This window comes from Streptomyces sp. NPDC047886, assembly GCF_043204435.1.
GTDB lineage: Bacteria > Actinomycetota > Actinomycetes > Streptomycetales > Streptomycetaceae > Streptomyces.
Genome location: NZ_JBIDCF010000001.1, coordinates 523,072 through 546,403, shown reverse-complemented (window position 1 = coordinate 546,403; position 23,332 = coordinate 523,072). Strand labels below are relative to the sequence as shown.

The 23,332-nt window shown below is 72.0% G+C and carries 17 protein-coding genes; 8 read left to right on the top strand and 9 right to left on the bottom strand.

From position 1 onward, the window contains the following. Window positions 1-115 precede the first annotated feature (115 nt). The 3 genes from ACGF5U_RS02380 (at window position 116) to ACGF5U_RS02370 (ending at window position 3,596) form a co-directional block, all read left to right on the top strand. A complete protein-coding gene (locus tag ACGF5U_RS02380) occupies window positions 116-1,732 on the top strand; it encodes an MFS transporter (protein ID WP_392714926.1) in 1,617 nt (538 codons plus the stop codon). Beyond that, window positions 1,729-2,412, top strand: a complete 684-nt coding sequence (locus ACGF5U_RS02375) for a TetR/AcrR family transcriptional regulator (RefSeq protein WP_392714927.1) — start codon at window positions 1,729-1,731, stop codon at window positions 2,410-2,412. The genes ACGF5U_RS02380 and ACGF5U_RS02375 overlap by 4 nt, the downstream gene beginning before the upstream one ends. 158 nt (window positions 2,413-2,570) lie before the next feature. Then, window positions 2,571-3,596, top strand: a complete 1,026-nt coding sequence (locus ACGF5U_RS02370) for an endonuclease/exonuclease/phosphatase family protein (RefSeq protein WP_392714928.1) — start codon at window positions 2,571-2,573, stop codon at window positions 3,594-3,596. A gap of 110 nt (window positions 3,597-3,706) precedes the next feature. On the opposite strand, the gene ACGF5U_RS02365 is transcribed toward ACGF5U_RS02370, so the two are convergent. The 4 genes from ACGF5U_RS02365 to ACGF5U_RS02350 form a co-directional block, all read right to left on the bottom strand. Then, window positions 3,707-5,479: an NAD+ synthase gene (locus ACGF5U_RS02365; protein ID WP_392714929.1), complete on the bottom strand. Its 1,773-nt coding sequence runs from the start codon at window positions 5,477-5,479 to the stop codon at window positions 3,707-3,709. Window positions 5,480-5,634: 155 nt separating this feature from the next. After that, window positions 5,635-6,519: a DUF4352 domain-containing protein gene (locus ACGF5U_RS02360; RefSeq protein ID WP_392714930.1), complete on the bottom strand. Its 885-nt coding sequence runs from the start codon at window positions 6,517-6,519 to the stop codon at window positions 5,635-5,637. Between the two features lie 135 nt (window positions 6,520-6,654). Next, on the bottom strand, window positions 6,655-8,250 hold the full coding sequence (locus ACGF5U_RS02355) for a multicopper oxidase family protein (RefSeq protein WP_392714931.1): 1,596 nt from the start codon (window positions 8,248-8,250) through the stop codon (window positions 6,655-6,657). An 84-nt stretch (window positions 8,251-8,334) separates the two neighbouring features. Next, the gene (locus ACGF5U_RS02350) at window positions 8,335-8,925 is read right to left on the bottom strand and encodes a hypothetical protein (protein WP_392714932.1); all 591 of its coding nucleotides are present in this window, start codon (window positions 8,923-8,925) and stop codon (window positions 8,335-8,337) included. A gap of 66 nt (window positions 8,926-8,991) precedes the next feature. On the opposite strand from ACGF5U_RS02350, the gene ACGF5U_RS02345 reads away from it, so the two are divergent. Together ACGF5U_RS02345 and ACGF5U_RS02340 are read left to right on the top strand one after the other, a co-directional pair. Further along, the gene (locus ACGF5U_RS02345) at window positions 8,992-9,780 is read left to right on the top strand and encodes a DUF998 domain-containing protein (RefSeq protein ID WP_392714933.1); all 789 of its coding nucleotides are present in this window, start codon (window positions 8,992-8,994) and stop codon (window positions 9,778-9,780) included. After that, window positions 9,777-10,610 carry an alpha/beta fold hydrolase gene (locus ACGF5U_RS02340; protein ID WP_392714934.1) on the top strand — a complete coding sequence of 278 codons (834 nt, stop codon included), beginning with the start codon at window positions 9,777-9,779 and terminating at the stop codon, window positions 10,608-10,610. The genes ACGF5U_RS02345 and ACGF5U_RS02340 overlap by 4 nt, the downstream gene beginning before the upstream one ends. Window positions 10,611-11,034: 424 nt before the next feature. Here ACGF5U_RS02340 and ACGF5U_RS02335 read toward each other — a convergent pair whose 3' ends face one another. The 5 genes from ACGF5U_RS02335 to ACGF5U_RS02315 all read right to left on the bottom strand — a co-directional run bounded on the left by ACGF5U_RS02335 (window position 11,035) and on the right by ACGF5U_RS02315 (window position 14,708). Continuing rightward, on the bottom strand, window positions 11,035-11,454 hold the full coding sequence (locus ACGF5U_RS02335) for a CBS domain-containing protein (RefSeq protein ID WP_392714935.1): 420 nt from the start codon (window positions 11,452-11,454) through the stop codon (window positions 11,035-11,037). 146 nt (window positions 11,455-11,600) lie between these two features. Continuing rightward, window positions 11,601-12,365 (bottom strand): DUF305 domain-containing protein, encoded by a 765-nt coding sequence (locus ACGF5U_RS02330; RefSeq protein WP_392714936.1) that lies wholly within the window; start codon window positions 12,363-12,365, stop codon window positions 11,601-11,603. Then, the gene (locus ACGF5U_RS02325) at window positions 12,365-13,012 is read right to left on the bottom strand and encodes a DUF3105 domain-containing protein (RefSeq protein WP_392714937.1); all 648 of its coding nucleotides are present in this window, start codon (window positions 13,010-13,012) and stop codon (window positions 12,365-12,367) included. Before ACGF5U_RS02325 ends, ACGF5U_RS02330 begins: the two co-directional genes overlap by 1 nt. A gap of 70 nt (window positions 13,013-13,082) precedes the next feature. Next, on the bottom strand, window positions 13,083-13,415 hold the full coding sequence (locus ACGF5U_RS02320) for a hypothetical protein (protein WP_392714938.1): 333 nt from the start codon (window positions 13,413-13,415) through the stop codon (window positions 13,083-13,085). Window positions 13,416-13,550: 135 nt separating this feature from the next. After that, window positions 13,551-14,708 (bottom strand): PP2C family protein-serine/threonine phosphatase, encoded by a 1,158-nt coding sequence (locus tag ACGF5U_RS02315; protein ID WP_392714939.1) that lies wholly within the window; start codon window positions 14,706-14,708, stop codon window positions 13,551-13,553. A 148-nt stretch (window positions 14,709-14,856) separates the two neighbouring features. Here ACGF5U_RS02315 and ACGF5U_RS02310 point away from each other — a divergent pair, with 148 nt between their 5' ends. The 3 genes from ACGF5U_RS02310 (at window position 14,857) to ACGF5U_RS02300 (ending at window position 23,239) form a co-directional block, all read left to right on the top strand. Continuing rightward, window positions 14,857-16,218 carry a glutamine synthetase family protein gene (locus ACGF5U_RS02310; RefSeq protein WP_392714940.1) on the top strand — a complete coding sequence of 454 codons (1,362 nt, stop codon included), beginning with the start codon at window positions 14,857-14,859 and terminating at the stop codon, window positions 16,216-16,218. A 293-nt stretch (window positions 16,219-16,511) separates the two neighbouring features. Next, window positions 16,512-22,799, top strand: coding sequence for a DNRLRE domain-containing protein (locus ACGF5U_RS02305; protein WP_392714941.1), 6,288 nt, complete (start codon window positions 16,512-16,514; stop codon window positions 22,797-22,799). After that, on the top strand, window positions 22,799-23,239 hold the full coding sequence (locus ACGF5U_RS02300; RefSeq protein WP_392714942.1) for a hypothetical protein: 441 nt from the start codon (window positions 22,799-22,801) through the stop codon (window positions 23,237-23,239). The genes ACGF5U_RS02305 and ACGF5U_RS02300 overlap by 1 nt, the downstream gene beginning before the upstream one ends. Window positions 23,240-23,332 lie beyond the last annotated feature (93 nt).

Here is a 23,332-nt window from a genome sequence, read left to right as displayed (position 1 = left end):
CCATGGTGGCACTTCGTGCCGCGCGGGGGGAAGTGGGCTTGCACACGTGCGCGAACGGCCCAAGGAACGGGGTTACGAGACGGTGTCGTATCGGAATGTGTGCCACGCTCGTGGAATGTCGCCGTCGTCGTCGCCGCCGCCGTCCGCCCGGCCCGATCCCGCGCCGCGCGTGCCGGAAGCCGTGCACCGCAGGCGCTGGGCGATCCTCGCCGTGCTGATGTTCAGCCTGCTCATCGTCGTCCTGGACAACTCGATCCTCAACGTGGCGGTCAAGACGATCGCCTCGCCCGCACCCACCGGCATCGGCGCCACCCAGGGCCAGCTGGAATGGGCGATCAACTCCTACGCGCTGGTCTTCGCCGGCCTGCTCTTCACGGCGGGCCTCCTCGGCGACCGGCTCGGCCGACGGCGGACGCTGCTCTTCGGGCTCGTCGTGTTCGGCGTGGGCTCGGCACTCGCCGCGATGTCCGGCTCGCCGGTCGAGCTCATCGCCTACCGGGCGCTGATGGGTCTGGGCGCCGCGTTCGTCATGCCCGCCACACTCGCCATCCTGATGAACGTCTTCGAGCGGCGCGAGCAGCCGAAGGCCATCGGCATCTGGGTCGGGGCCGTCGGCCTCGCCATCGCGGTCGGCCCGGTCACCGGCGGCTTCCTGCTGGAGCACTTCTGGTGGGGGTCGATCTTCCTGGTCAACGTCCCCGTGGTGGTCGTCGCCGTGGTCGCGATGGTGCTGCTGGTGCCCGAATCCCGGGATCCCGCCCCCGGCCGGATCGACCCGGCGGGCGTGGCACTGTCCGTCGTCGGCCTCGTGCTGCTGGTGTACGGGATCATCCGCGGCGGCGAACTCGCCGACTTCACCGACGTCACCGTGGTGCTCCCGGTGCTCGGCGGGCTCGCGGTGCTGGCCGGGTTCGTGCTCCACGAGAAGCGCAGCGACCACCCGGCGCTCGACATCGCGTACTTCCGCCGGCCCGCGTTCTCGGCCGCCGTCGCCGCCATCGCGCTGATCTTCTTCGCGCTGATGGGCGTGACGTTCTTCGCGGCGTTCTACCTCCAGAGCGTGCGCGGCTACAGCCCCCTCCAGGCGGGCCTGCTGCTGCTGCCGCTCGCGGTCACCCAACTGCTGTTCGCCCCGCGCTCGCGGCTGGTCGTCGACCGGTTCGGGGTGCGGGCCGTGTGCGCGGGCGGTCTGCTGCTGGTCGCCGGGTGCATGGCGGCGTTCGCCGGGTTCGACGCCGAGACCCCGGTATGGGTGCTGGAACTGGTCCTCTTCGCGCAGGGCGCCGGCATGGCGCACGTCATGCCGCCCGTGACGGTCTCCGTGATGCAGTCGCTGCCCCGCGAGAAGGCCGGCTCCGGCTCGGCGATCAACAACACGTTCCGGCAGGTCGGCGGCTCACTGGGGGTCGCCGTGCTCGGCTCGGTGCTGTCCGCCGTGTACCGGGGCGGTGTCGAGGGACACCTCGGTGCCGTTCCGGCCGCCGCCCGGGAGGCGGCGGGGGAGTCCATCGAGGCGACCCGCGCCGCCGCCGGCCGGCTGGGCCCGGCGGGCGACGCGCTGATCGCCAGGGCGGACGCGGCGTTCCTCGACGCGATGCACGTCACCGCCCTGTGCTCGGCGGCCGTCGCCGTCGTCGGCGCCGTGGTGGTCGCCCTGTTCCTGCCGGGCCGACGGGCCCGGGACGAGCGGCACGCCACCGCCGACGACACCCGAGAGCCGGTACGGCGGTGACGGCGCAGCACCCCGTGCCCCGGCGCGGCCGGCCCCGCAGCGAGGCCGTCGAACGGGCCATCCTGCGCGGGGCGATGGCACTCCTGGAGGAGGGCGTACCGCTCGCCGACGTGTCCATCGAGCGGATCGCCAGGACCGCCGGGGTCGGCAAGGCCGCCGTCTACCGCCGCTGGCCGGGCAAGGAGGCGCTCTTCGTCGACCTGCTCAGGTCCGTCGAGCCACCGGACCCCGAGCTGCCCGGCACCTCCGTGCGGGACGACCTGATCGCCCTGCTGGAGGCGGTGCGCCGGCGCGGCGTCGCCAAGCGCTCCTCCGTCCTCCCGCACGACCTGTTCGCGCAGGTGCGCGGCTACCCGCGGCTCTGGGAGGCGTACCGGGCGACCGTCATCGAGCCGCGCCACCGGCTCGCCGTCGATGTGCTGCGGCGCGGCGTCGAACGGGGGGAGATCCGCTCCGACGTCGACATCGAGCTGATCAACGACCTGTTCGTCGGCCCCCTGCTGCTGCGGACGGTCATGCGGCCCGACGCGCCGCTCGACCCGGATCTGCCCGCCCGGATCGTGGACACGGTCCTCGCCGGAGCACGACCACCGGCCCCGCCCACCCCGACCGACGGGACGACCGAGACCACCGACCGGACGACTGATGTGAGGACCGGCACCGCGGCGGAGCACACATGATCAGAAGTGTGCGCGTTCTGTCACAGATGCCCCGGCGGCCGCATCCCACAGGAACCCGCTCCCGCACAGCGTCGTCCTCGTGGCAGTACGGCCGTCCCCTGATCGCCTAGTGTCGGAACCCGGGGCCGGCAGAGCACGGCGGCAAGTGAGGGCAGGTAATGGCGCAGGTGGACGACGTGACGGGGGCGGGAAACGGCGCTGCGGAGGAGCTGCGCACGGGATCCCGGCTCCGGTCGGCGATCGACCGCTGGCGCCGCGACCCCGGCATCTGGCGCCGGGGCCTCGTCCTCGCAGCCTGCGCCGTCGTCCTCGCGCTCGTGATGATGGTCCATGCCCACGTCCCGAACGCCATCGGCAACCTGGGCAGCCTCATCGAGACCTTCCTCCCCTGGTTCGGGATCTTCGTCCCGCTGCTCCTGGCCGGCGCGCTGCTGCGCCGCTCGGCCACCGCGCTGATCGCCCTGCTGCTGCCCGCCGTCGTCTGGAGCAGCCTCTTCGGCGGGCTCATGACGGACAAGACCGGGGGCGGCGGCGACCTCATGGTCGTCTCGCACAACGTGAACGCCGACAACCCCGACCCCGAGGGCACCGCCCGCGACATCGCCGCGTCCGGCGCGGACGTCGTGGCGCTGGAGGAGCTCAAGCCCGGCATGGTCCCGGTGTACGAGAAGGCGCTCGCCGACACCTACCCGTACCACTCGGTGCAGGGCACGGTCGGGCTGTGGAGCAGGTACCCGCTGGCCGACAGCCGCCCGGTCGACATCCGGATGGGCTGGACCCGCGCGATGCGCGCCACCGTCGCCGTGCCTGGAGGCTCCGTCGCCGTCTACGTCGCCCACCTGCCGTCCGTGCGGGTCAAGCTGAAGGCCGGGTTCACGGCCAACCAGCGCGACAACAGCGCCGACGAACTCGGCGAGGCCATCGCCCGCGAGCCCCTGCGCAAGGTGATCCTGCTCGGCGACCTCAACGGCACGATGAACGACCGCTCCCTGAACGCGGTCACCTCCCAGATGCGGTCCACCCAGGGCGCCGCGGGCGACGGCATGGGCTTCAGCTGGCCCGCCGCGTTCCCGATGGCCCGGATCGACCAGATCCTCGTCAGGGGCGTCGAACCCGTCGCCTCCTGGACGCTGCCCGCGACCGACAGCGACCATCTGCCGATCGCCGCGCGCGTCACGCTCTGACGCCCGGCCCCGTGGGCGGGCGGTACGGGGAGGGGGCTCCCGCGTGGTCGCGGGAGCCCCCTCCGTACGCTGCTTCCGGCTGCTTCCGGCTGCTTCCGGCTCCGCTCGGCTTACGCCGGCTGATCCGTCGTGGTCGTCTCGCGCCAGCGGTTGGTGATCGGCAGACGCCGGTCCTTGCCGAAGCCCTTCGCCGAGATCTTCGTACCCGGCGGGTACTGGCGCCGCTTGTACTCCGCCGTGTCCACCAGCCGCAGCGTCCGCGCCACCAGCTCCACGTCGAAGCCGGCGGCGACGATCGCGTCCTTGCCCTGGTCCCGGTCCACGTACAGCTCCAGGATCCGGTCCAGGACGTCGTAGTCCGGCAGCGAGTCGGTGTCGACCTGGCCGGGGCGCAGCTCGGCGCTGGGCGGCTTGGAGATGGAGCTCTCCGGGATCGGAGGCGTCTGGCCGCGCTCCTCGGCGGCGCGGTTGCGCCACTTCGCGAGCCGGAAGATCGAGGTCTTGTAGACGTCCTTGATCGGCCCGTACGCGCCGACCGAGTCGCCGTAGAGCGTCGAGTAACCGACCGCCAGCTCGGACTTGTTGCCCGGAGCCAGGACGATGTGGCCCTCCTGGTTGGAGATGGCCATCAGCATCGTGCCGCGCAGCCGCGACTGGAGGTTCTCCTCGGCGAGGCCGGTCAGCCCCAGCGAACCCATGTAGGCGTCGAACATCGGCTCGATCGGTACGGTGCGGAGGTTCAGCCCGGTGCGGCGGGCCAGCTCGGCCGCGTCGTCCTTGGAGTGCTCCGACGAGTACTTGGACGGCATCGAGACGCCGTACACGTTCTGCGCGCCGAGCGCGTCACAGGCGATCGCGGCGACCAGCGCCGAGTCGATGCCGCCGGACAGGCCGATCAGGACGGAACGGAAGCCGTTCTTCGCGGCGTACGCGCGCAGGCCCACGACCAGCGCCGAGTACACCTCCTCGTCGTCGTCCAACCGGTCCGCGTAGCCGCCGGTGAGCTCCGGCTCGTACGCGGGCAGCGGCTCCTCGGACAGCACGACCCGCTCGATGCGCAGCCCGTCGTCCACGACACCGTTCACGGGTTCGGCGGCCGCGGCCGGCAGGTCGAGGTCGAGGATCACGCTGCCCTCGGCGAACTGCGGTGCCCGTGCGATCACCTCGCCGTTCGGGTCGATGACGATGGAGTCGCCGTCGAAGACCAGCTCGTCCTGGCCGCCGATCATCGCCAGGTACGCGGTCGTGCAGCCGGCTTCCTGGGCGCGCTTGCGCACCAGCTCCAGCCGGGTGTCGTCCTTGTTCTGCTCGTACGGCGAGGCGTTGATCGAGAGCAGCAGCCCGGCGCCCGCGCTGCGGGTCGCGGGGACACGGCCGCCGTCCTGCCACAGGTCCTCGCAGATGGCGAGGGCGACGTCGACGCCGTGGACCCGGATCACCGGCATGGTGTCGCCGGGCACGAAGTACCGGAACTCGTCGAAGACGCCGTAGTTCGGCAGATGGTGCTTGGCGTACGTCAGCACCACCTCGCCGCCGTACAGCACGGCCCCGGCGTTCTGCGGCGCCCCGGCGGGCTGCCCGAACCGGGGCTGGGCCTTCTCGGACCGGTCCAGGTAGCCGACGACCACCGGCAGCTCGCCGAAGCCCTCGTCGGCGAGACGGGCGGCCAGCGCGCGCAGGGCGCTCCGGGAGGCCTCGACGAACGACGACCGCAGGGCGAGGTCCTCGACGGGGTAGCCGGTCAGCACCATCTCGGGGAACGCGACGAGGTGCGCCCCCTGTTCGGCGGCGTGCCGGGTCCAGTGCACGATCGACTCGGAGTTCCCGGCGAGGTCGCCGACCGTCGAGTCGATCTGATTCAGAGCGAGGCGAAGTTGAGGCACGGGCCCAGTGTAATCGTCAGAGCGACGCGATGTCCCGGTGCCCGCGTGTGGGGCGCCCCACGTGCCCATGCCCGCGCGGTGGTGCCCCGCGTGCCCCTGCCCGCGCGGCGGGGCCGTGCCCATGCCCGCGCGGTGGTGCGCCCCGCTGCGTCCGCCTACTTGGCGGCGCCGGTCCAGATGCCGTCGTCGTACTCGATGACGGAAGGCGAGACCTCCAGCTGGATCTCGTTCGCGGCGTCCGCCGGGACCGAGAACGCGAAGTCGGCCTCGGCCTGCTTGCCGGGGAGCAGGGTGCCCTGGAAGGGGTTGGTCGCGTTGCTGCCGTCGAAGATCATCTCGACTTCGCGCCCCTTGGCGTCCTTCAGCGTCGGCAGGGCCGTGCCGATGGACAGGCTCTTCTTGCCGCCGTTCTTGATCGTGATCTGCAGCTGGATCGCGACGTCGCCCTTCTTGTGGCCCTGGGCGTACTGGTCCGGCGTGTACGAGGAGGGCTTGCCGACGGTGATCTCGACGCCGTCGTCGTACCGGAGGGTCTCGCCGAGGGCGAGCGGCTCCGTCGTGCCCTCCTCGTCCGGCTCCCCGGCGCCGGGTCCGCCGGCGCCGGGTCCGCCGGCGCCGGGTCCGCCGGTGCCGGGCTCGGCCGGGTTCGCCGGGGCGGACGGCAGCGACGCGATGTCCTTCTTCGCCTGGTCGACCGCCTCGGTGATCACGAAGGCGAGTGCGATCACCCAGACGATCGCCAGGACCATGGCGACGCTTCCGGTGATGACGCCGGTGAGCGCCATGCCCTTGTTCGTCGCCTCGCCCTTGCGGGCCCGGCCGATGCCGATGACGCCGAATATCAGGCCCAGCAGGCCGAGGACGCCGCCGAGCCAGAAGGTGGGCGGCAGGATGCCGAAGACCACGCCGACGATGCCGACCACCAGGGCGGCGACCCCGAGGCCGTTGCGGGGCTGCTGCGGCGGCATCGGCGGCACGGGGTAGCCGTCGGGTGACGGCCACGCGGGCTGCTGCTGCGGACCGGGCGGAGGCATGGTCATGCGGAGTCCTTCGAACCGTGGGAATTTCGCTCACACTAACAGTGCGTTCACAGTTCCTTCACGGTGTTTCCCGGCCGGGGGTGACGACCCGTCAGCGGGGGTGCGACCCCCGGCCGGTGCGAACGCGCCGGGCGATCAGCGGCGGTAGCCGAGGATCGTCATCATGCCCGCCTCGGCGTGGTAGACGTTGTGGCAGTGCAGCATCCACAGCCCCGGGTTGTCGGCGTCGAAGTCCACCGTCAGCGTCCCGTTGGGCAGGATGGCCGCCGTGTCCTTGCGCGGGCCGCCCGCGGTGTTCGCCAGGGCGAAGGTGTGGCCGTGCAGATGCAGCGGGTGCCACATTGTGGTGCCGTTGGAGAACTCAAGCCGGACCCGTTCGCCCGCCTTCACCGGATGCCGCCGGTCGGCGGCGTACGGCCGACCGTCGAACCCCCAGTCGTACGCCCCCATCCCGCCGGTGAGCCGGATCTTGATCGTCCGGTCGGGCTTCCGGTCGGCGAGCGCCACCGACGGGTCCGCCTTCAGCCGGTCGGCGGTCATGACCCGGCCCGTCAGCTCCTTCGGCCGTACGGAGGCCGTCGGCGCCGCGCCCGCGCCGGTCCGCAGCACCGCCAGCGCCGTCGCCCGCTTGCCCTCGGCGGCCGCCACCAGCGGGAAGACGCCGTCGCCCACGGTGACCAGCACGTCGTACCGCTCACCCATGCCGAGCAGCAGTGCGTCGGTCTCCGCGTGCCGGACCGGGAAGCCGTCCGTGTGCGTCACCGTCATCCGGTGGCCGCCGAGCGCGACCCGGAAGGCGGTGTCGCCGCCCGCGTTGATGATCCGCAGCCGCACGCGGTCGCCCGGCTTGGCGCGGAACTCCGAAGGCGCCTCGGCCGTACGCCCGTTGACCAGGTAGTACGGGTACGCCACGTCACCGGCGTCATCGCCCAGCAGATCACTGCGGGCGCCCATCATCATCCGGGAGGGACCGCCGCCGGTCCCCGTGGGCGACGGCATGGAGTGCCCGCCGTGGCCACCCCCGTGGCCGCCGCCGTGACCGTCGCCGTGGCCGCCGTCGCCTTCGCCCATCCCCTCGCCCATGCCCTTGCGCAGCTCGGCGAGTACGGCGTCCGGGGTCGAGCCGTCCACCCCGTCGACCCAGTCGTCCAGGACGACGACCCACTCCTTGTCGTACTTCAGGGGCTCCTTCGGGTCCTCGACGATCAGCGGCGCGTACAGCCCGCGGTCCTGCTGTACGCCCGTGTGCGGATGGAACCAGTACGTGCCGGGGTGCGGCACCGCGAACCGGTACGCGAACTCCGCGCCCGGCTTGATGTCCTGCTGGGTCAGTCCCGGCACGCCGTCCATGTCGTTGCGCAGGGCGAGCCCGTGCCAGTGCAGGGACGTCGGCTGCGGCAGGTGGTTGGCCAGGGTCAGCGCCAGGGTGTCGCCCGCGGTGACCCGCACCTCCTTGCCGGGCAACTCGTCGCCGTACGCCCACGACTTGACCGTCCGGCCCGCGCCGAGGTCGAGGGTGGTCGGCGTGGCCGTGAGCGTGACGGTGCGGACCGGTCCCGAGCCGCGCGCGGCCTCGGCGGCGGCGACCTCCTTGCCGTCCGGGGTGACGAAGCCGTCCGGGCCCTTGGCGCCTCCGGAGGAGGAGCCGCCGGAGCAGGCGGAGAGCGCCGCCGTACCGGCGACGGCGACACCGGCGCCGAGCACGGCGCGGCGCGAGAGAGACATACGCATGGGTGCACCTCATGGGGTGGTCGAGTATCGGATGCCGAACGTGCGCGGACACGCGCTCCCGGGAGCGCGGCCCATGGCGCGCTCCTAGATCCGCAACACCGACAACTCGGCGAGGGCCACCCGAAGGGGCGGGGGGTGGGGCCAGAGCGCCCGCAGGGCCCGCCCGGCCGCGCGGACGCGGGACGGCGATCCGGCCCGGCGCCGCCGGACCCACGCCAGCAGCCCGGCGCCCAGGGCGAATCCGAGCGAACCGAGCACGGCGAGGCACACGGCTGCCGGATCCAGGCCGTCGTGCCGCGCCCCGCCGCCGTCGGACCCCTCGCTCCCGTGGCCGTGCGCCGCCTGCGACACGGGGGAGTGCGCGGCCACCGGTACGGGGGAGTGCGCGGCCGCCATGAGCGGCGCGTCGTTCGCGGCCACCGACGCGGGGGAGCGCGCGGCCACACCGCCGTGTCCCGTCGGGCTGTGTCCCGTCGGGCCGCGTCCCGTCTGGCCGTGTCCCGTCTGGCCGTGTTCCGCCGCCACGGGGGGCGGCGCCGCCACCGTGTACGTGGCCGAGTGCTCCGACGCGTGACCCCACGCGTGCATGGTGACGATGCCGAGCAGCAGCGCCGCGAGCAGCAGCAGCCGCCCGAAACGCCCGCCCGGACGGCATCGCGTCGTCACCTTGGCCATGTGGGCAGCCTACCCCCACCCGGTATGGACCTTGCGGTCGGGCGCGGAGCCGCCGATCATGGGTCCATGACGCCGACGCACCGCGGCAGGCACACCACGCGGTGGTCCGTCGCCGTCCTCATCGCACTCGGAGCGCTCGCCTACACCACCTGGGTCCTCGAAGTCGTCCTGGAGACGGGCCTCGACCCCATACAGGCGTACGTGAGCGAACTCGCCGCCAGCGACCAGCCCTTCGGCGGCCTGTTCCGCGCCACCGACCTCACAGCGGGTCTGCTGGTGCTGGCCGGCTCCGTGTGGGCGCTCGCCGGTCTCGAACGCCGCCCCTGGGCGGTGGCCGGCTGGGCCGCGCTCGCCCTGTTCGGCGCCGCCACCGCCGCCGACTCGCAGCTGCCGCTCAGCTGCGCGCCGACCACCGACCCCGCGTGCGCCGCCCGGGAGACGGCCGGGCTCGTCCCGGCCACCCACACCGCGCACGCCGTCAGCTCCGGGCTCGCGATGACGGGCGCCGTCGCGGGCATCGTGGCGCTGACCGTCGCCGCCCGCCGGTACGGCTGGTGGCGGCCGCTCGCCCGCACGGGCCCGGCCCTCGTCGTGCTCGAACTGGCCGCCACGGCCTGGACGCTGGCCGCCGTCGCGGCGTTCGAGGCGGACAGGGGACTGTGGGCGCTCGGCGGCGGCCAGCGGCTCCAAGTGCTGCTCGTGGCGGTCTGGCTGGCCGTCCTCGCCCTGTCCGTGGCGCGCGGCACCGGCCATGACGAGCCGGGCACAGCGGGGCGAGCGGACGGCCGGGAGGGCCGGGAGGGCCGGGAGGGCCAGGAGGGTCGGGAGGGTCAGGAAGAAGGGACGGGCCGATGAGCTTCGTACGAGTCGGGGGAGTGCCCCACCATGTGACCGTCGACGGCACGGGGCCCGTGTGCGTGCTCAGCGCGGGCCTCGCCATGAGCTGGTTCGACTGGGACCCCGTCGTACCGCTGCTCGCCCCGCACCGCACCGTCGTCCGCTTCGACCGGCCGGGGCACGGGCTGAGCGGCCCGGCCGCGCACCCGCCGACCGCCACGGGCGAGGCCGACCGCGTCGCGGGCGTGCTGGACGCGCTCGGCGTGACCGAGCCGGTCACGGTCGTCGGCCACTCCATCGCCGGGTTCCACGCGGAGGCGTTCGCGCGGCTGCACCCGGCGCGCACGGGGGCGGTCGTGCTCGTGGACTCGTCCGTCGAGGAGCACGCGCGCGTGCCCGCCGCGCCTGCGGTACGGACCGCCGTGGCCCGCGCCGCCGGTGCCGTGCTGACGGCCGTCGGCGTCCCCGCGGCGCTCGGCCCGGCCGCCCGCCGCGCCATGGTCCGGCTGAGCCGCGCGGGCTACGCCCCCGACCCTGCCCCCGCCGCGCTCGTACGCCGCTGCTACGGCACCGGCCGGGTGTTCGGAGGCGCCCTTCTGGAGAACACGCACTACCGGGCGGTCGCCGCCGAGCTCCGCGCGCTGCGCGACCGGCACCCGCTGCCGGCCGGGGTTCCGGTGACCGTACTGGCCGCACCGGGCCGCCCGGACGGCACGGACAGCTGGACGCGCCGCCAACGGGCCCTCGCCGACCTGCTGGGCGCCCGCTTCGAGGCGGTCCCGGACGCGGGCCACCTCCTCATGCTGGACCGCCCGGACGCGGTGGCGGCGGCGGTCCTGAAGCCCTGACGGAGCCTGCGGCCGCCCCCCGGCCTCCGGGTCCCCGGCCTCCGGCCCCTGGGCCTCCAGCCCCCGGGGCCTCCGGCCTCCGCCGCCACACGGAGAACAGCGGCCTCCCTCCGCCACGGGGACAACAGTGGCCTCCCTCCGCCACGGGGACAACAGTGGCCTCCCTCCGCCACGGGGACAACAGTGGCCGCCAGCCACACGGACAGGAGAAGACTTCTGCCGCCACCGGGACACCAGTGGCCTCCGCCGCCACCGGGCCGACAGCCGCCTCCACCACCGCGCGTCACGACAGCCGCCTCCACCACCGCACGTCACGGCGGCGAACGCCGCCACCGCGCGTCACGGCGGCGAACGAAACCGGCCCGGGACGGGCGCGTCCACGCCGTACCGGACCGGTCCGCGGCCGGAGAGGGCCGCCGGGGGCTCAGCCCCGTGCGTACACCTCGTGCGCCCATGCCGCGACCTGCTCGTCGGAGAGCTGGCGGGCCAGGTCGGCCTCGCTGATCATGCCCACGAGGCGCTTGTTCTCGATCACCGGCAGCCGTCGGATCTGATGTCCCTGCATCTCCGCCAGCACCTCGCTGACGTCCGCGTTCGCGTCGATCCAGCGTGGTGTGCCCTTCGCCATGTCACCGCAGGTGACACGCGACGGGTCATGGCCCTCGGCCACACATCCGACCACGATGTCCCGGTCGGTGATGATGCCGCAGAGCCGCTCGTTCTCATCGGAGATGGGCAGTGCGCCCACATTGAGCTCGCGCATCAGCTGCGCCGCCCGGTCGAGGGTCTCGTGTGCGGGGATCCACTGGGCCCCCGGATGCATGATGTCTTTCGCGGTGGTCATGGGGTGCGTACCTCCACAGGACGCGTACGTCGTCCCCGAGCCCCTCCATTGTCGTCGTGGGCCCCGGCCCCCGCGACCGCTGCGGCCGCCCGCCCCGGGGTGACCCCGGAGAGGACGGCCGCGCTACGACGTCGAGCGGGCGCCGCTCAGCCGCGAGGTTTCGCGCCGCGCCGCGCCAGCAGGTCCGCCATCAGCGCCAGCTCCGACTGCTGGGCGTCGACCATGCCCTGGGCAAGCTGCCGCTGGACCCCCACCCGGCAGGTGTCGGCGCAGCCCTGCGCCATATGGACACCGCCCTTGTGGTGGTCGGTCATCAGCTGGAGGTAGAGGATCTCCGCCTGCCTGCCGTCGGCCTCGGCGAGCTGCTTGAGCTCGGCCTTGGTGGCCATCCCGGGCATGAGGCGTCCCTCGCCCCCGGGGGCCCCGCCGCCGGCGGATCCGCCGTGCGAGGCACCGTGAGAGCCCCCATGGGAACCCCCGGAGGAGCCACCGGCGGAATCCCCGCCCGCATCCCCATCCGAGTTTCCGTCCGAGTGTCCGTCCGGGACACCGCCCGTGGACGGGCTCATCCACGCCATCGGCTCACGGTCGGGCGCCGTCTTGGGCAGCCCCCACAGGTCGAGCCAGCCCAGCATCATGCCGCGCTGGTTCGCCTGCGTGTTGGCGATGTCGTACGCCAGCCGGCGCACCTCCTCGTCCCGCGTGCGGTCCCGCACGATGAACGACATCTCCACGGCCTGCTGGTGGTGCACGGCCATGTCCCGGGCGAACCCGGCGTCCGCCGAGTCCGTCGCCGGGGTGGCCGGGACGCCGCCGCCGTCGGGGCCGCCCGCCGTGGCGACCGTGGCCGCCCCGGCGAACAGCAGTGCCAGTACGACCGCCGTCAGGGCGGCCCACTGCGTACGGTTCACTACTGCCCCATCCCGCCGGTGCAGGCGGCACCGGGCTCGGGGGTCTGCGCGCCCTGCACGTACTTGCTGAAGAACTGGTTCACGCGCGGGTCGTCGGCGCTGTCCACGGTGACCTGCTTGCCCCAGGCGCTCAGCATGATCGCGCCGGCCTGGTCGTCGACCGGGCTCATGAACGAGTACGGCGTCTTGCCGACCTTCTTCTCCAGCTCCTTCACGTCGGCCTCGGCGGCCTTGGCGCTGTAGGTCACCCACACGGCGCCGTGCTCCAGCGAGTGGACGGCGTTGACCTCGGGGATCGGCTTCTTGTAGACGTCGCCGTCGCAGTTCATCCACACCTGGTGGTGGTCGCCGCCGACCGGCGGCTTCATCGGGTACGTGACGGCCTTGGTCACGTGGTTGCGGCCCAGGTCCTTGGCCTCCCAGGACTTCTCGTCCTTGATCGGCGCCTTGGCGGCGGCCTCCGCCTGCTTCTTCTCCTCGTTCTCCTTTTTGAGCACGTAGCCGCCGAAGCCGACGAGACCGGCGACGACGACGGCGCTCAGGCTGATCGTGATGATGCGGTTACGGCGATCGCGGGCCTTCTCGGCGCGGCGCATCTCCTCTATTCGCGCCCGGCGGTCCGCGGTGGACGAACGGTTCGCAGCCATGGTGATCGATGTCCTTCTTCACAAGTTCCGGCAGGTGACAAACGGGTACGGCGGGACGGACCGGGGCGGTCTAGGTCCGCAGGACCTGAAGGACATGGAGGTCGGGTGCGCGCGGCCGCGCCTGCGACGCGGTGGCGCCGACGACCCCGGGCCCCGGAGCGGTGCGCGCGAGCCCGTCGGCGTGCGGAGGCGGATCGAGGGGCGGTGCGGTGAGCACGGCGGGGCTGAGGGACGGGAAGAGCCGGCAGTCGTCCCTGTCGTACGGGCAGCTGTACTCGCCGACCACGGCGGAGTCCGCGAACGGCACGCGCGGCTCGGGCCGGGGCGCCTCCTGGCGCCCGGTCATCCCGAAGCAGACGAAGAGCGCGGCGAGGAGCGTCGCCATGGCACTCAGCAGAGCCATGGGACGCGTGGCCCGCGCCGGTCGCGCGGTACGTATGAGCCGCAGGCTCTCCATGGGCGCCGATCGTAATGGGCCCACCCCCCGGGTGCGCCAGACGGGTGAGTCGATTCAGCGCGTGGCGTCACCGCGCGGCCGTCACCGCGCGGCGCTACCGCCCCCGCTCACCTTCCCGCCACCGCCACCGCCACCGCCACCGTCGCCGCTCCCGCTGCCGTCGCCGCTACCGCCGTCGTCGTCGGCCGCGGCCAGCGCCAGCAGCGCCACGTCGTCGGCGACGACACCCGCGTACGAGGACAGATCGCGCCACACGGACCGCACCAGCGCCCGCGGATCGACGTCCGGCGTAATCCGCTCCAGCAGCGGATAGAACACTCCGCCGGCGTCCCGGGCCTCCGTCACCCCGTCCGTGTGCGCGAACAGCACGTCCGCCGAGGCGAGCGACACCGTCACCGGCGCGGGCGGCCGGAACTCGGCGAGCCCGAGCCCGAGCGGCGGGCCCGGTTCCAGCGCCACCTCCCGCACCCCGCCGTCCCGTACCAGGAGCGGCGCCGGATGTCCGCAGCTGAGCACCCGTACGACATCGCACGGCCGCTCGGGGAACTCCATGAGCACCGCCGTGGCGAACAGCTCGACGTCACCCTGCCGCAGCGAGTCGACGACGAGCCGCCGGTCCAGCCTGGCCGCCACGCCCGCGAGCCCCGGCTCGTCGAGCACGGCCTCCCGGAACGTGCCGAGGAGCGCCGCGACCGTGGCGACCGCCGACAGCCCGTGCCCCTGCACGTCCGCCACCACGGCCCGCACCCCGTAAGGACCCGGCTGTACGTCGTACAGGTCGCCGCCGACCAGGGCCGGCCCCGTCGCCGCCCGGTACAGCGCCCCGCACCGCACGCGGCCCACCCGCTCCGGCAGCGGCGGCAGCACCGCCAGCTGCGCGGCCTCCGCGACCGTCCGCACCGACACGAGCTGGGCGTCCCGCCGGGCCCGTACCCAGGCCAGGAAGGCGCTGACCACCCCGATCAGCGCGAACGCGAGCAGGTCGCCGCCCGACACGTGATCGGCGCGGACGTCGGGCACGGCCAGCAGCCCCATCATGGCCACCGCCACCAGGGACGTTCCCAGCACCCCGTAGACGAGCGACGTCAGCGGTGCCACGACCGCGAACGCGAACGCCAGCTGCACCGTCTCCGGAGTGACCATCTGCGCCGTGAAGATGCCGAGGAGCAGCGACCAGGGCAGCAGCCGCAGCCAGCCCGGCGGCCGGGCGCCGGGCAGCCGCTGCGCTCCTCGGTCCATGGCCCCAGTCTGCGCGTGACCGGGACCCGCCGCCCTCCGCGCGACCTCGCGTTACCTGGACCACACCCCGGCAATGCACTATGGGTTCGCAACGTGCTCGAAACCGTACGGTGGCATGCTGGCCTGATCAGCGAGGATGGGTGTGGAAATGGACAAGCAGCAGGAATTCGTGCTCCGTACGCTCGAGGAGCGCGACATCCGCTTCGTGCGCCTGTGGTTCACCGACGTGCTCGGCTTCCTCAAGTCGGTCGCGGTGGCACCCGCCGAGCTCGAACAGGCCTTTGACGAGGGCATCGGCTTCGACGGCTCGGCGATCGAGGGCTTCGCCCGCGTCTACGAGTCCGACATGATCGCCAAGCCGGACCCGGCGACGTTCCAGATCCTGCCCTGGCGCGCGGAGGCCCCCGGCACCGCCCGGATGTTCTGCGACATCCTCATGCCCGACGGCTCGCCCTCCTTCGCCGACCCGCGCTTCGTCCTCAAGCGGATCCTCGCCAAGACCTCCGATCTGGGTTTCACCTTCTACACGCACCCCGAGATCGAGTTCTTCCTGCTCAAGGACAAGCCGGTCGACGGCACCCGCCCGACCCCCGCCGACAGCTCCGGCTACTTCGACCACACCCCGCAGAACGTCGGCATGGACTTCCGCCGGCAGGCGATCACCATGCTGGAGTCCATGGGCATCTCGGTGGAGTTCTCCCACCACGAGGGCGCCCCCGGCCAGCAGGAGATCGACCTCCGCTACGCCGACGCCCTCTCCACGGCGGACAACATCATGACGTTCCGCCTGGTCATGAAGCAGGTGGCGCTGGAGCAGGGCGTGCAGGCCACGTTCATGCCGAAGCCGTTCTCGGAGTACCCCGGCTCCGGTATGCACACCCACCTGTCCCTCTTCGAGGGCGACCGCAACGCCTTCTACGAGTCCGGCGCCGAGTACCAGCTCTCCAAGGTCGGCCGCTCCTTCATCGCGGGCCTGCTGAAGCACGCCGCCGAGATCTCGGCCGTCACCAACCAGTGGGTCAACTCCTACAAGCGGATCTGGGGCGGTTCCACCCGCACGGCCGGCTCCGGCGGCGAAGCCCCCTCGTACATCTGCTGGGGCCACAACAACCGCTCGGCCCTGATCCGCGTCCCCATGTACAAGCCCGGCAAGACCGGCTCGTCCCGCGTCGAGGTCCGCTCCATCGACTCGGGCGCCAACCCGTACCTGACCTACGCCGTCCTCCTCGCCGCGGGCCTGAAGGGCATCGAGGAGGGCTACGAACTCCCCGCCGGCGCCGACGACGACGTCTGGGCCCTCTCCGACGCGGAACGCCGCGCCATGGGCATCGAACCGCTCCCGCAGAACCTCGGCGAGGCGATCTCCCTGATGGAGCGCAGCGAACTGGTCGCCGAGACGCTCGGCGAGCACGTCTTCGACTTCTTCCTCCGCAACAAGAAGCAGGAGTGGGAGGAGTACCGCTCCGAGGTCACCGCCTTCGAGCTGCGCAAGAACCTGCCGGTGCTGTAACCCCAGGTCACACCTGATTTCCCCGCTGTACCGCACCCCGGGCCGCCGGTCGCCGACCGCCGGTCCGGAGCCGTGTCGCCATGCCGGGGCGGTCTGTCGGCCGTCGGGCGTGGTCTGCGGCCGCGGTGCGGCCGGCCCGGCACGGGTTGCGATGTGCCGCACATCACGTGAATTCTCGTCACCGCACGCGATCAATGTGTCGCATTGCGGAGTTTTTTGAGGGTTTGATCATCGGTATTTTCACAGGTGCGCCACAGGGGGTGGCGCGTGTGAAAAGAAGAGACCGAGGAATCATGACGATTCACATACCTGCGCCGGAGGAGCGCGGGCGGCTCTGGACGGGGAAGAGCCTTCGCTACATAGCGGGGGGACTTTCGCTCGCCTTGGCCGTGGGGCTGATCGAGGGCAGTATCGCGGTGGCCGCGACGCCCGTGACGGTCGGCGAAGAGGTGAAGGCCGCAGTGACCCAGGCGGCGGACATCCGGTCGGCGCGTGTCGCGGCCCGGCTGTCGGGTAAGCGGGTGGAAGCCCTCTCGGAGCGTACGGAGACGTCCACGACGTGGGTGAACAAGGACGGTTCGCTCACCACCGAGATCGCCGCCGGGCCGGTCCGGTTCCAGGATGAGGCGACGGGTCAGTGGCGGGATGTCGACCTGGACCTGGTCGCGGGTCCGGACGGTTCGGTGGAGCCGGTGGCTCACCCGGAGGGGTTGAGGCTGGCGGGCGAGTCGGGTGGCCCGGCGAAGTCGCTGCGCGCCGGCCAGCGGGGCAAGGCGGTGGATCTGGTCACCCTGGGGGAGGGTGACGAGCAGATCACGCTGCAGTGGAAGGGCGGGCTGCCCGCGCCGAAGCTGGAGGGCACGCGGGCGGAGTACGTCAACGCGGTGCCGGGCGCCGACGTGGTGGTCGAGGCGACGCGTACGGGTTTCGAGCAGTTCGTCGAGATCAAGCGGAAGCCGGCCGACACGGACTACACGTACACGCTGCCGCTGAAGGCCAAGGGGCTGAAGGCGGTTCAGCAGGCGGACGGCAGTGTGCTGTTCACCGACAAGAAGAACAAGAAGCGGGCGTTGATGCCCGCTCCGGTGATGTGGGACTCCACCGTCGATCCGGCGTCGGGTGAGCACACCCGCAAGGTGCCGGTGGCGATGAAGGTCGTCCGCAGGGGCTCGGCCATCGATCTGGTGGTGACCCCGGACGCGGAGTTCCTCGCGGACCCGGCCACGAAGTACCCGGTCGTCGTGGACCCGTCGACGTCGTCGCTGGGCAACCTCTTCGACACCTACGTGCAGCAGGGCGTGACGTACGACCAGTCCGCCGACACGGAGCTGGACTTCGGCAACCCGGGCACGAAGAACGCCGACGGCACGCCGCGCACCGCGCAGACGTACATCACCTGGAGCACCGCGGCGATCGCGGACTCGCTGGTCTCCAGCGCGAAGCTGAGCCTGTGGAACTTCCACTCCGGCAACAACGCGGACTGCGGCGGCAAGTCGTGGGAGGTGTGGTCGGCGAACAACGCCAGCACCTCCTCCCGCTGGACGAACCGTCCCGCCATGTCGGCCAAGTACGCCACCTCGACGGAGACGCGCGGCAACGCCAGCTGCACCACGCAGCCGGACGGCTGGATCAACGCGGACGTCACCAATCTGGTCCAGCACTGGTCCAACAACAAGTGGTCGCGCTCCGGCATGGGCATCAAGGCCACCGACGAGACCACGGTGGCCGGCTGGAAGCGGGTGAACTCCGCCAACGCCGCGACCAACCCGCCGAAGCTGGTCGTCACCTACAACTACCGGCCGCGCACCGGTACCAGGCAGGAGGCGGGTCCGCCGTACTTCTCCTACGGCGGCGCGTACATGGTCAACACGGTGACGCCGACGCTGCGCGACACCTTCGTCGACGTCAACGGTGACAAGGTCCAGGGCGCGTACCAGATCTTCGACACCGCCACGAACACGCAGGTCGGTGCCGTGCTGCGGTCGGCGTTCGTGCCGTCGGGCCAGCCGGCTCCGGTGACCGTGCCGGCGGGTGTGCTGACCAACGGCAAGACGTACCAGTTCCGCAGCTCCCCGTATGACGGGACGCACTACAACCTGGGCTGGTCGGAGTGGAAGACGTTCACCGTCGACACCGCGGCCCCGTCCGCCCCGACGAAGATCGTCTCCACGGACTACCCGACCGGGCAGTGGGTCAAGGGCGCAGGCCAGGCCGGCACGTTCACCGTCACCCCGGCATCGGCGGACCTGAACTGGCTCGAATGGTCCCTCGACGGCGTCACCTGGACCAAGGTGCCCACCGGCGCCTCCACCACGCCCAAGGCGATCTCGGTCACCCCGCCGAAGAACGGCACCCACACCCTCCAGGTACGGGCCGTCGACAAGGCCGACAACAAGTCCGAGGCGATCAGCCACACCTTCCACGCGGGCCCCGGCGGCTTCCAGCAGCCGGCCGAGGACGAGCGCACCGCACGCCGGCTGCCCCTGGTCGCCGAGGCGGACGCGGCCAAGTACAACGCCGTCTCGTTCTCCTGGCGCCGCTCCGAGGCCGACCCCTGGGTCCGGATCCCGGCCGGGCACGTCACCGCGGGCGGTACGCCGCTGACCGCCTGGCCCGTCGCTCTGACGGGGGGCAAGAACGCGCCCCTCGTCTGGAACGCCACCGACACCGTCAACCCCGACGGCACCGTCCAGCTCAAGGCCGACTTCACCGGCCCGAACAGCGCCACCGGCAGCACCCAGCCCCTGACCGTCGTCGTCGACCGCAACGCCAGCGGCGCCGCCACCGACGAGGTGGGCCCGGGCACGCTCAACCTGCTCACCGGTGACTACACCCTGTCCGACACGGACGCCTCGGCGTTCGACCTGTCCGTGACGCGTACCGCCTCCTCCCGCACCCCCGACAAGGGCGCCAAGCAAGAGGGCCAGGCGGCGATCTTCGGCAAGGAGTGGGTCTCCGGCACCACGGCCGAGATGACCGAGTCCGACTACAGCCACATCAGGAGGATCTCGGACACGGCGGTCGCCGTCGTGGACGCCGACGACAACGAGACCTTCTTCTCCGCTAACACGGCCAAGTCCGCCTGGATCCCCGAGGCCGGCTACGAGGATCTGGCCCTCACCGGTTCGACCGCGGGCACGTTCACCCTGACCGACAGCGCGGGCACCGTCACCACGTTCGCCAAGGCCGACCCCGCGGCGACGACCTGGCAGGTCACCAGCACCCTGCTGGACGGACTGGCCAACTCCGCCACCACCGTCGTCTCCGAAGCCGTCACGGTCGACGGCAAGAAGCTGGCACGTCCCAAGCGGATCATCGCGCCCACCTCGGCGGTGTCCGCGGCCACCTGTGAGGCGGGCCCCTCTGCCAAGGGGTGCCGCGTGCTGGAATTCGTGTACGCCACGGCCACCACGGCCACCGGCACCGCCTTCGGCGACTTCGCCGGCCAGGTGAAGGAGATCCGCCTCTGGTCCACCGAGCCGGGCGCCGCGCAGGCCACCGCCAAGACGGTGTCCACGTACCGCTACGACACGGACGGACGCCTGCGTCAGCAGTGGAACCCGAACCTGGCCCAGGCGAGCCAGACCCAGTACTCCTATGACGCCGCGGGCCGCGTGACCCAGCTGACGACGGGGACCGACCTGCCGTGGAACTTCACCTACGGCAAGGCCGGCAACGCGGAGACCGCCGGTGACGGCATGCTGCTCAAGGCACACCGTTCGGGTCTCGCGCAGGGCAGTGCGGACGTAGCGGAGGGAACCGCGGCGATCAGCGTCGTCTACGACGTCCCGCTGACCGGTGCCAACGCCCCCTACCCCATGGGTCCGAGCAATGTGCGCGCCTGGGGCCAGACGGACGTGCCCACCGACGCGACCGCCGTCCTCCCCGCCGACGCCGTACCGGCGAACCACACCGGTACCGCCCTCGGCTCCAGCGCCTACCGGCGCGCCGAGGTGCACTACCTGGGCGTCTCCGGTCGCACGGTGAACAACGCCACCCCCGGTGGCCACATCAGCACCACCGAGTACGACAACGCGGGCAACACGGTCCGGGAACTCACGGCCGCCAACCGCGCCATCGCCCTGGGCCTGACCGCGCGAGACCGCGCGGCCCAGGCCGAACTCGGCCTGGAAGGGCTCAGCACCTCCGACCGCGCCGAACTGCTCTCCACCCGGTCCGTCTACGACGCCACCGGCACCCGAGAGATGGAGGAGCTCGCCCCGCTGCGCCGGATCGACCTGACCGAGGACCTGAAGTCGGGCGCCACGGTGCTCGTCTCCGCGGGCACCTCCGTCACGGCCCGCGGCTGGACGGTCAACCAGTACGACCAGGGCCGTCCGACCGACGGCACGGCCAAGGTGAGGGACCAGGTCACCCGTGCCACGGCAGGTGCGCAGGTCCGTGAGCACCCGGGTGTCCACGCGGAGACCCGGACGACCGAGACCACGTACGACTGGGTCAAGGGGCTGCCCACCCGGACCGTCGTGGACCCCGGCGGGCTGGCGCTCACCACACTGAAGGAGTACGACGCCCAGGGCCGCGAGACGAAGGTGGTCATGCCCGGCGGCACCAGCACGTCGGCGACCACCCACGTGACCACCTACTGGTCGGCCACGGGTACCGGCGCCTGTCAGGGGCGTCCCGAGTGGGCCGACCTGGTGTGCTCGACGGGACCGGCGGGCGCGATCACCGGAGGCGGCTCCAACCCCGCGCAGCTGCCCACGACCACCACCGAGTACGACTGGTGGGGCAACGCGGCCAAGGTGGTCAAGTCGTCCGGCTCCGCCACCCTGACCACCACGACCACCTACGACGCGGCGGGGCGTGCTGTCCGCAGCGTCACCACCGGTGGGACCGGGCCCGTGGTCCCGGAGACGACGACCGAGTACGACCCGGCGAGCGGCCGGGTCGTCAAGACGTCCTCCCCGACCGGCGGCACGATCACGGAGGTCTACGACCGGCTCGGCCGGCAGATCGCCTACACCGACGCCGACGGCGCGACGACAAGGACCGAGTACGACCTGCTCGACCGGCCCGTCAAGGTCACCGACACGGTTCCGTCGACGGTGACCTACCACTACGACCACACAGCCGAACCGCGGGGCTTGGTCACCTCGACCACGGACTCCGTCGCCGGTACCTTCCGCACCTCCTACGACGCGGACGGATCCGTCAGCGAGGAGAAGCTGCCGGGCGGCTACACCCTGACCGTGGAGGAGGACACCACCGGAGCCCCGCTGCGCCGCGCCTACACCCGTGACAGCGACTCGACACTGATCTACAGCGACACCGTCACCGAGTCCGCGCACGGCCAGATCACCACGCACACCGGTTGGTCGGAGCAGTCGTACGCGTACGACAGGAGCGGCCGGATGACGGAGGTCCAGGACACCACCGAAACGGTCTGCACCCGCCGGACCTACGCGTTCAGCGCGTCCACCAACCGCACCTCGCTCACCTCCGCGGTGGGCGCCCCCGGTGCCGACTGCCCGACCACGGGCGGCAGCACCACCACCCACGCCTACGACAGCGCCGACCGCCTGGTCGACGCCGGGTACGCGTACGACGCGTTCGGTCGCACCACGGCCCTGCCCGGCAGCACCCTCAGCTACTGGTCCAACGACCTGGTGCACCAGCAGACCAGCGGTTCCAAGCGTCAGACGTGGACGCTGGACGCGGCCCACCGCACCCGCGGCTGGAAGACGGAGACCGGCAGCGGGACCACGTGGACCCAGGACGGATCCAAGCGGCACCACTACGACGGCGACGGGGACAACCCGCGCTGGACGGTGGAGGACACCGCGTCGGGTGCTCTGACCCGCAACGTCGACTCCGCGTCCGGGGACCTCGGCGCCACCACCTCCAAGACGGGTGACGTGGTCCTGCAGCTGGCGAACATCCACGGTGACATCGCCCTGCAGCTCCCGCTGGCCGCCGACCGGGCCCCGGTCGCGCTCGACAACGACGAGTACGGCAACCCGCGCGCCGGCCAGCAGGCGGTCAGGTACAACTGGCTGGGTGCCAAGCAGCGTTCGGCCGAGACCCTCACCGGTCTGGTGCTCATGGGCGCCCGTCTGTACAACCCGGCGACGGGCCGCTTCCTCTCCATCGACCCGGTACGCGGCGGCACAGCCAACGCGTACGAGTTCTCCTTCGCGGACCCGGTCAACCGCCCCGACGTCAGCGGGCGCCTCGTTCCGGCGCTCATCCTGGGGGCTCGGGCCGCGTGGGCCTGCTGGAGGCACTGCGGCAAGATCGTCCGGGCTGCGAAGACCGGATACCGCGCCTACCGCACGTTCAAGAAGCGCAACAAGGTGGAGAAGTTCTACAAGTCGCGTGCCCGGTTCGGCACGTGGGCGCAGAACAACCGGTTCATCGGCAACAACAGCCGCTGGTTCGGCAACGGTGGCATCCAGGGCAACCGGATGGGCAAGTTCAACGTCCGGGGCAACCGCTTCAGGGCCGGCTGGAGCGCCTACGGATTCCGGAAGACGCACCTCAAGGTGAAGAAGGCACGGCAGGTCTTCCGGGTCGGCATCGGTAAGCGACACTGGGACCTGTGGGTCGGAAGGTGGTTCTGATGACGAACGACATGTCAGGTCACGCGCAGGTGCAGGAAGCGATCGAGCGCGCCGTGCTCTCGGTCGGTGCCACGGAGTCCTCGTTCGAGCACCGGCCCACGGAGGAGGGCGACGGCTGGGTCGTCGACTGGGAGGGAAAGGTCGACGGAGTCGCGGCCGATCTCTCCGTCATCGGCTACGACGGCACAGAGGAGGTCACCTTCTTCGTGGACGCCTGGCTTCTGGAAGGCGTGGCCAAGGCGGACATCCCCGCCGTGATCGAGGCCTGCCTCGGCCGCGGCGCACGGATCAAGAAGTCCGGCCGACTGTTCTGGAGCGGTGTGGAACTCACCGTGCCGCTCCCCGCAGGGCAGTACACGTCGTCGGTGCGCAACCCCTCGGACGCCCCCCTCTCCCCGTGGGAGAAGCGGGCCGGTGAGGAACAGCGGCTGTCGGCCTGAGTGAACAGGGCCGGTCGCGCTTCCCGCGCGGCCGGCCACCTCCGCAGCCCGCGACGAACAGGCCGTCCGGCCCGGCCCAGCCGCCGGGCCGGA

What these genes read in the sequence shown, in the direction of transcription:
- ACGF5U_RS02380 (WP_392714926.1), top strand. Translation starts at nt 116, where the DNA reads ATGTCGCCGTCGTCGTCGCCGCCGCCGTCCGCCCGGCCCGATCCCGCG.
- ACGF5U_RS02370 (WP_392714928.1), top strand. Translation starts at nt 2,571, where the DNA reads ATGGCGCAGGTGGACGACGTGACGGGGGCGGGAAACGGCGCTGCGGAG.
- ACGF5U_RS02360 (WP_392714930.1), bottom strand. Translation starts at nt 6,519, where the DNA reads ATGACCATGCCTCCGCCCGGTCCGCAGCAGCAGCCCGCGTGGCCGTCA.
- ACGF5U_RS02355 (WP_392714931.1), bottom strand. Translation starts at nt 8,250, where the DNA reads ATGCGTATGTCTCTCTCGCGCCGCGCCGTGCTCGGCGCCGGTGTCGCC.
- ACGF5U_RS02350 (WP_392714932.1), bottom strand. Translation starts at nt 8,925, where the DNA reads ATGGCCAAGGTGACGACGCGATGCCGTCCGGGCGGGCGTTTCGGGCGG.
- ACGF5U_RS02345 (WP_392714933.1), top strand. Translation starts at nt 8,992, where the DNA reads ATGACGCCGACGCACCGCGGCAGGCACACCACGCGGTGGTCCGTCGCC.
- ACGF5U_RS02340 (WP_392714934.1), top strand. Translation starts at nt 9,777, where the DNA reads ATGAGCTTCGTACGAGTCGGGGGAGTGCCCCACCATGTGACCGTCGAC.
- ACGF5U_RS02335 (WP_392714935.1), bottom strand. Translation starts at nt 11,454, where the DNA reads ATGACCACCGCGAAAGACATCATGCATCCGGGGGCCCAGTGGATCCCC.
- ACGF5U_RS02325 (WP_392714937.1), bottom strand. Translation starts at nt 13,012, where the DNA reads ATGGCTGCGAACCGTTCGTCCACCGCGGACCGCCGGGCGCGAATAGAG.
- ACGF5U_RS02320 (WP_392714938.1), bottom strand. Translation starts at nt 13,415, where the DNA reads ATGGCTCTGCTGAGTGCCATGGCGACGCTCCTCGCCGCGCTCTTCGTC.
- ACGF5U_RS02315 (WP_392714939.1), bottom strand. Translation starts at nt 14,708, where the DNA reads ATGGACCGAGGAGCGCAGCGGCTGCCCGGCGCCCGGCCGCCGGGCTGG.
- ACGF5U_RS02310 (WP_392714940.1), top strand. Translation starts at nt 14,857, where the DNA reads ATGGACAAGCAGCAGGAATTCGTGCTCCGTACGCTCGAGGAGCGCGAC.
- ACGF5U_RS02305 (WP_392714941.1), top strand. Translation starts at nt 16,512, where the DNA reads ATGACGATTCACATACCTGCGCCGGAGGAGCGCGGGCGGCTCTGGACG.
- ACGF5U_RS02300 (WP_392714942.1), top strand. Translation starts at nt 22,799, where the DNA reads ATGACGAACGACATGTCAGGTCACGCGCAGGTGCAGGAAGCGATCGAG.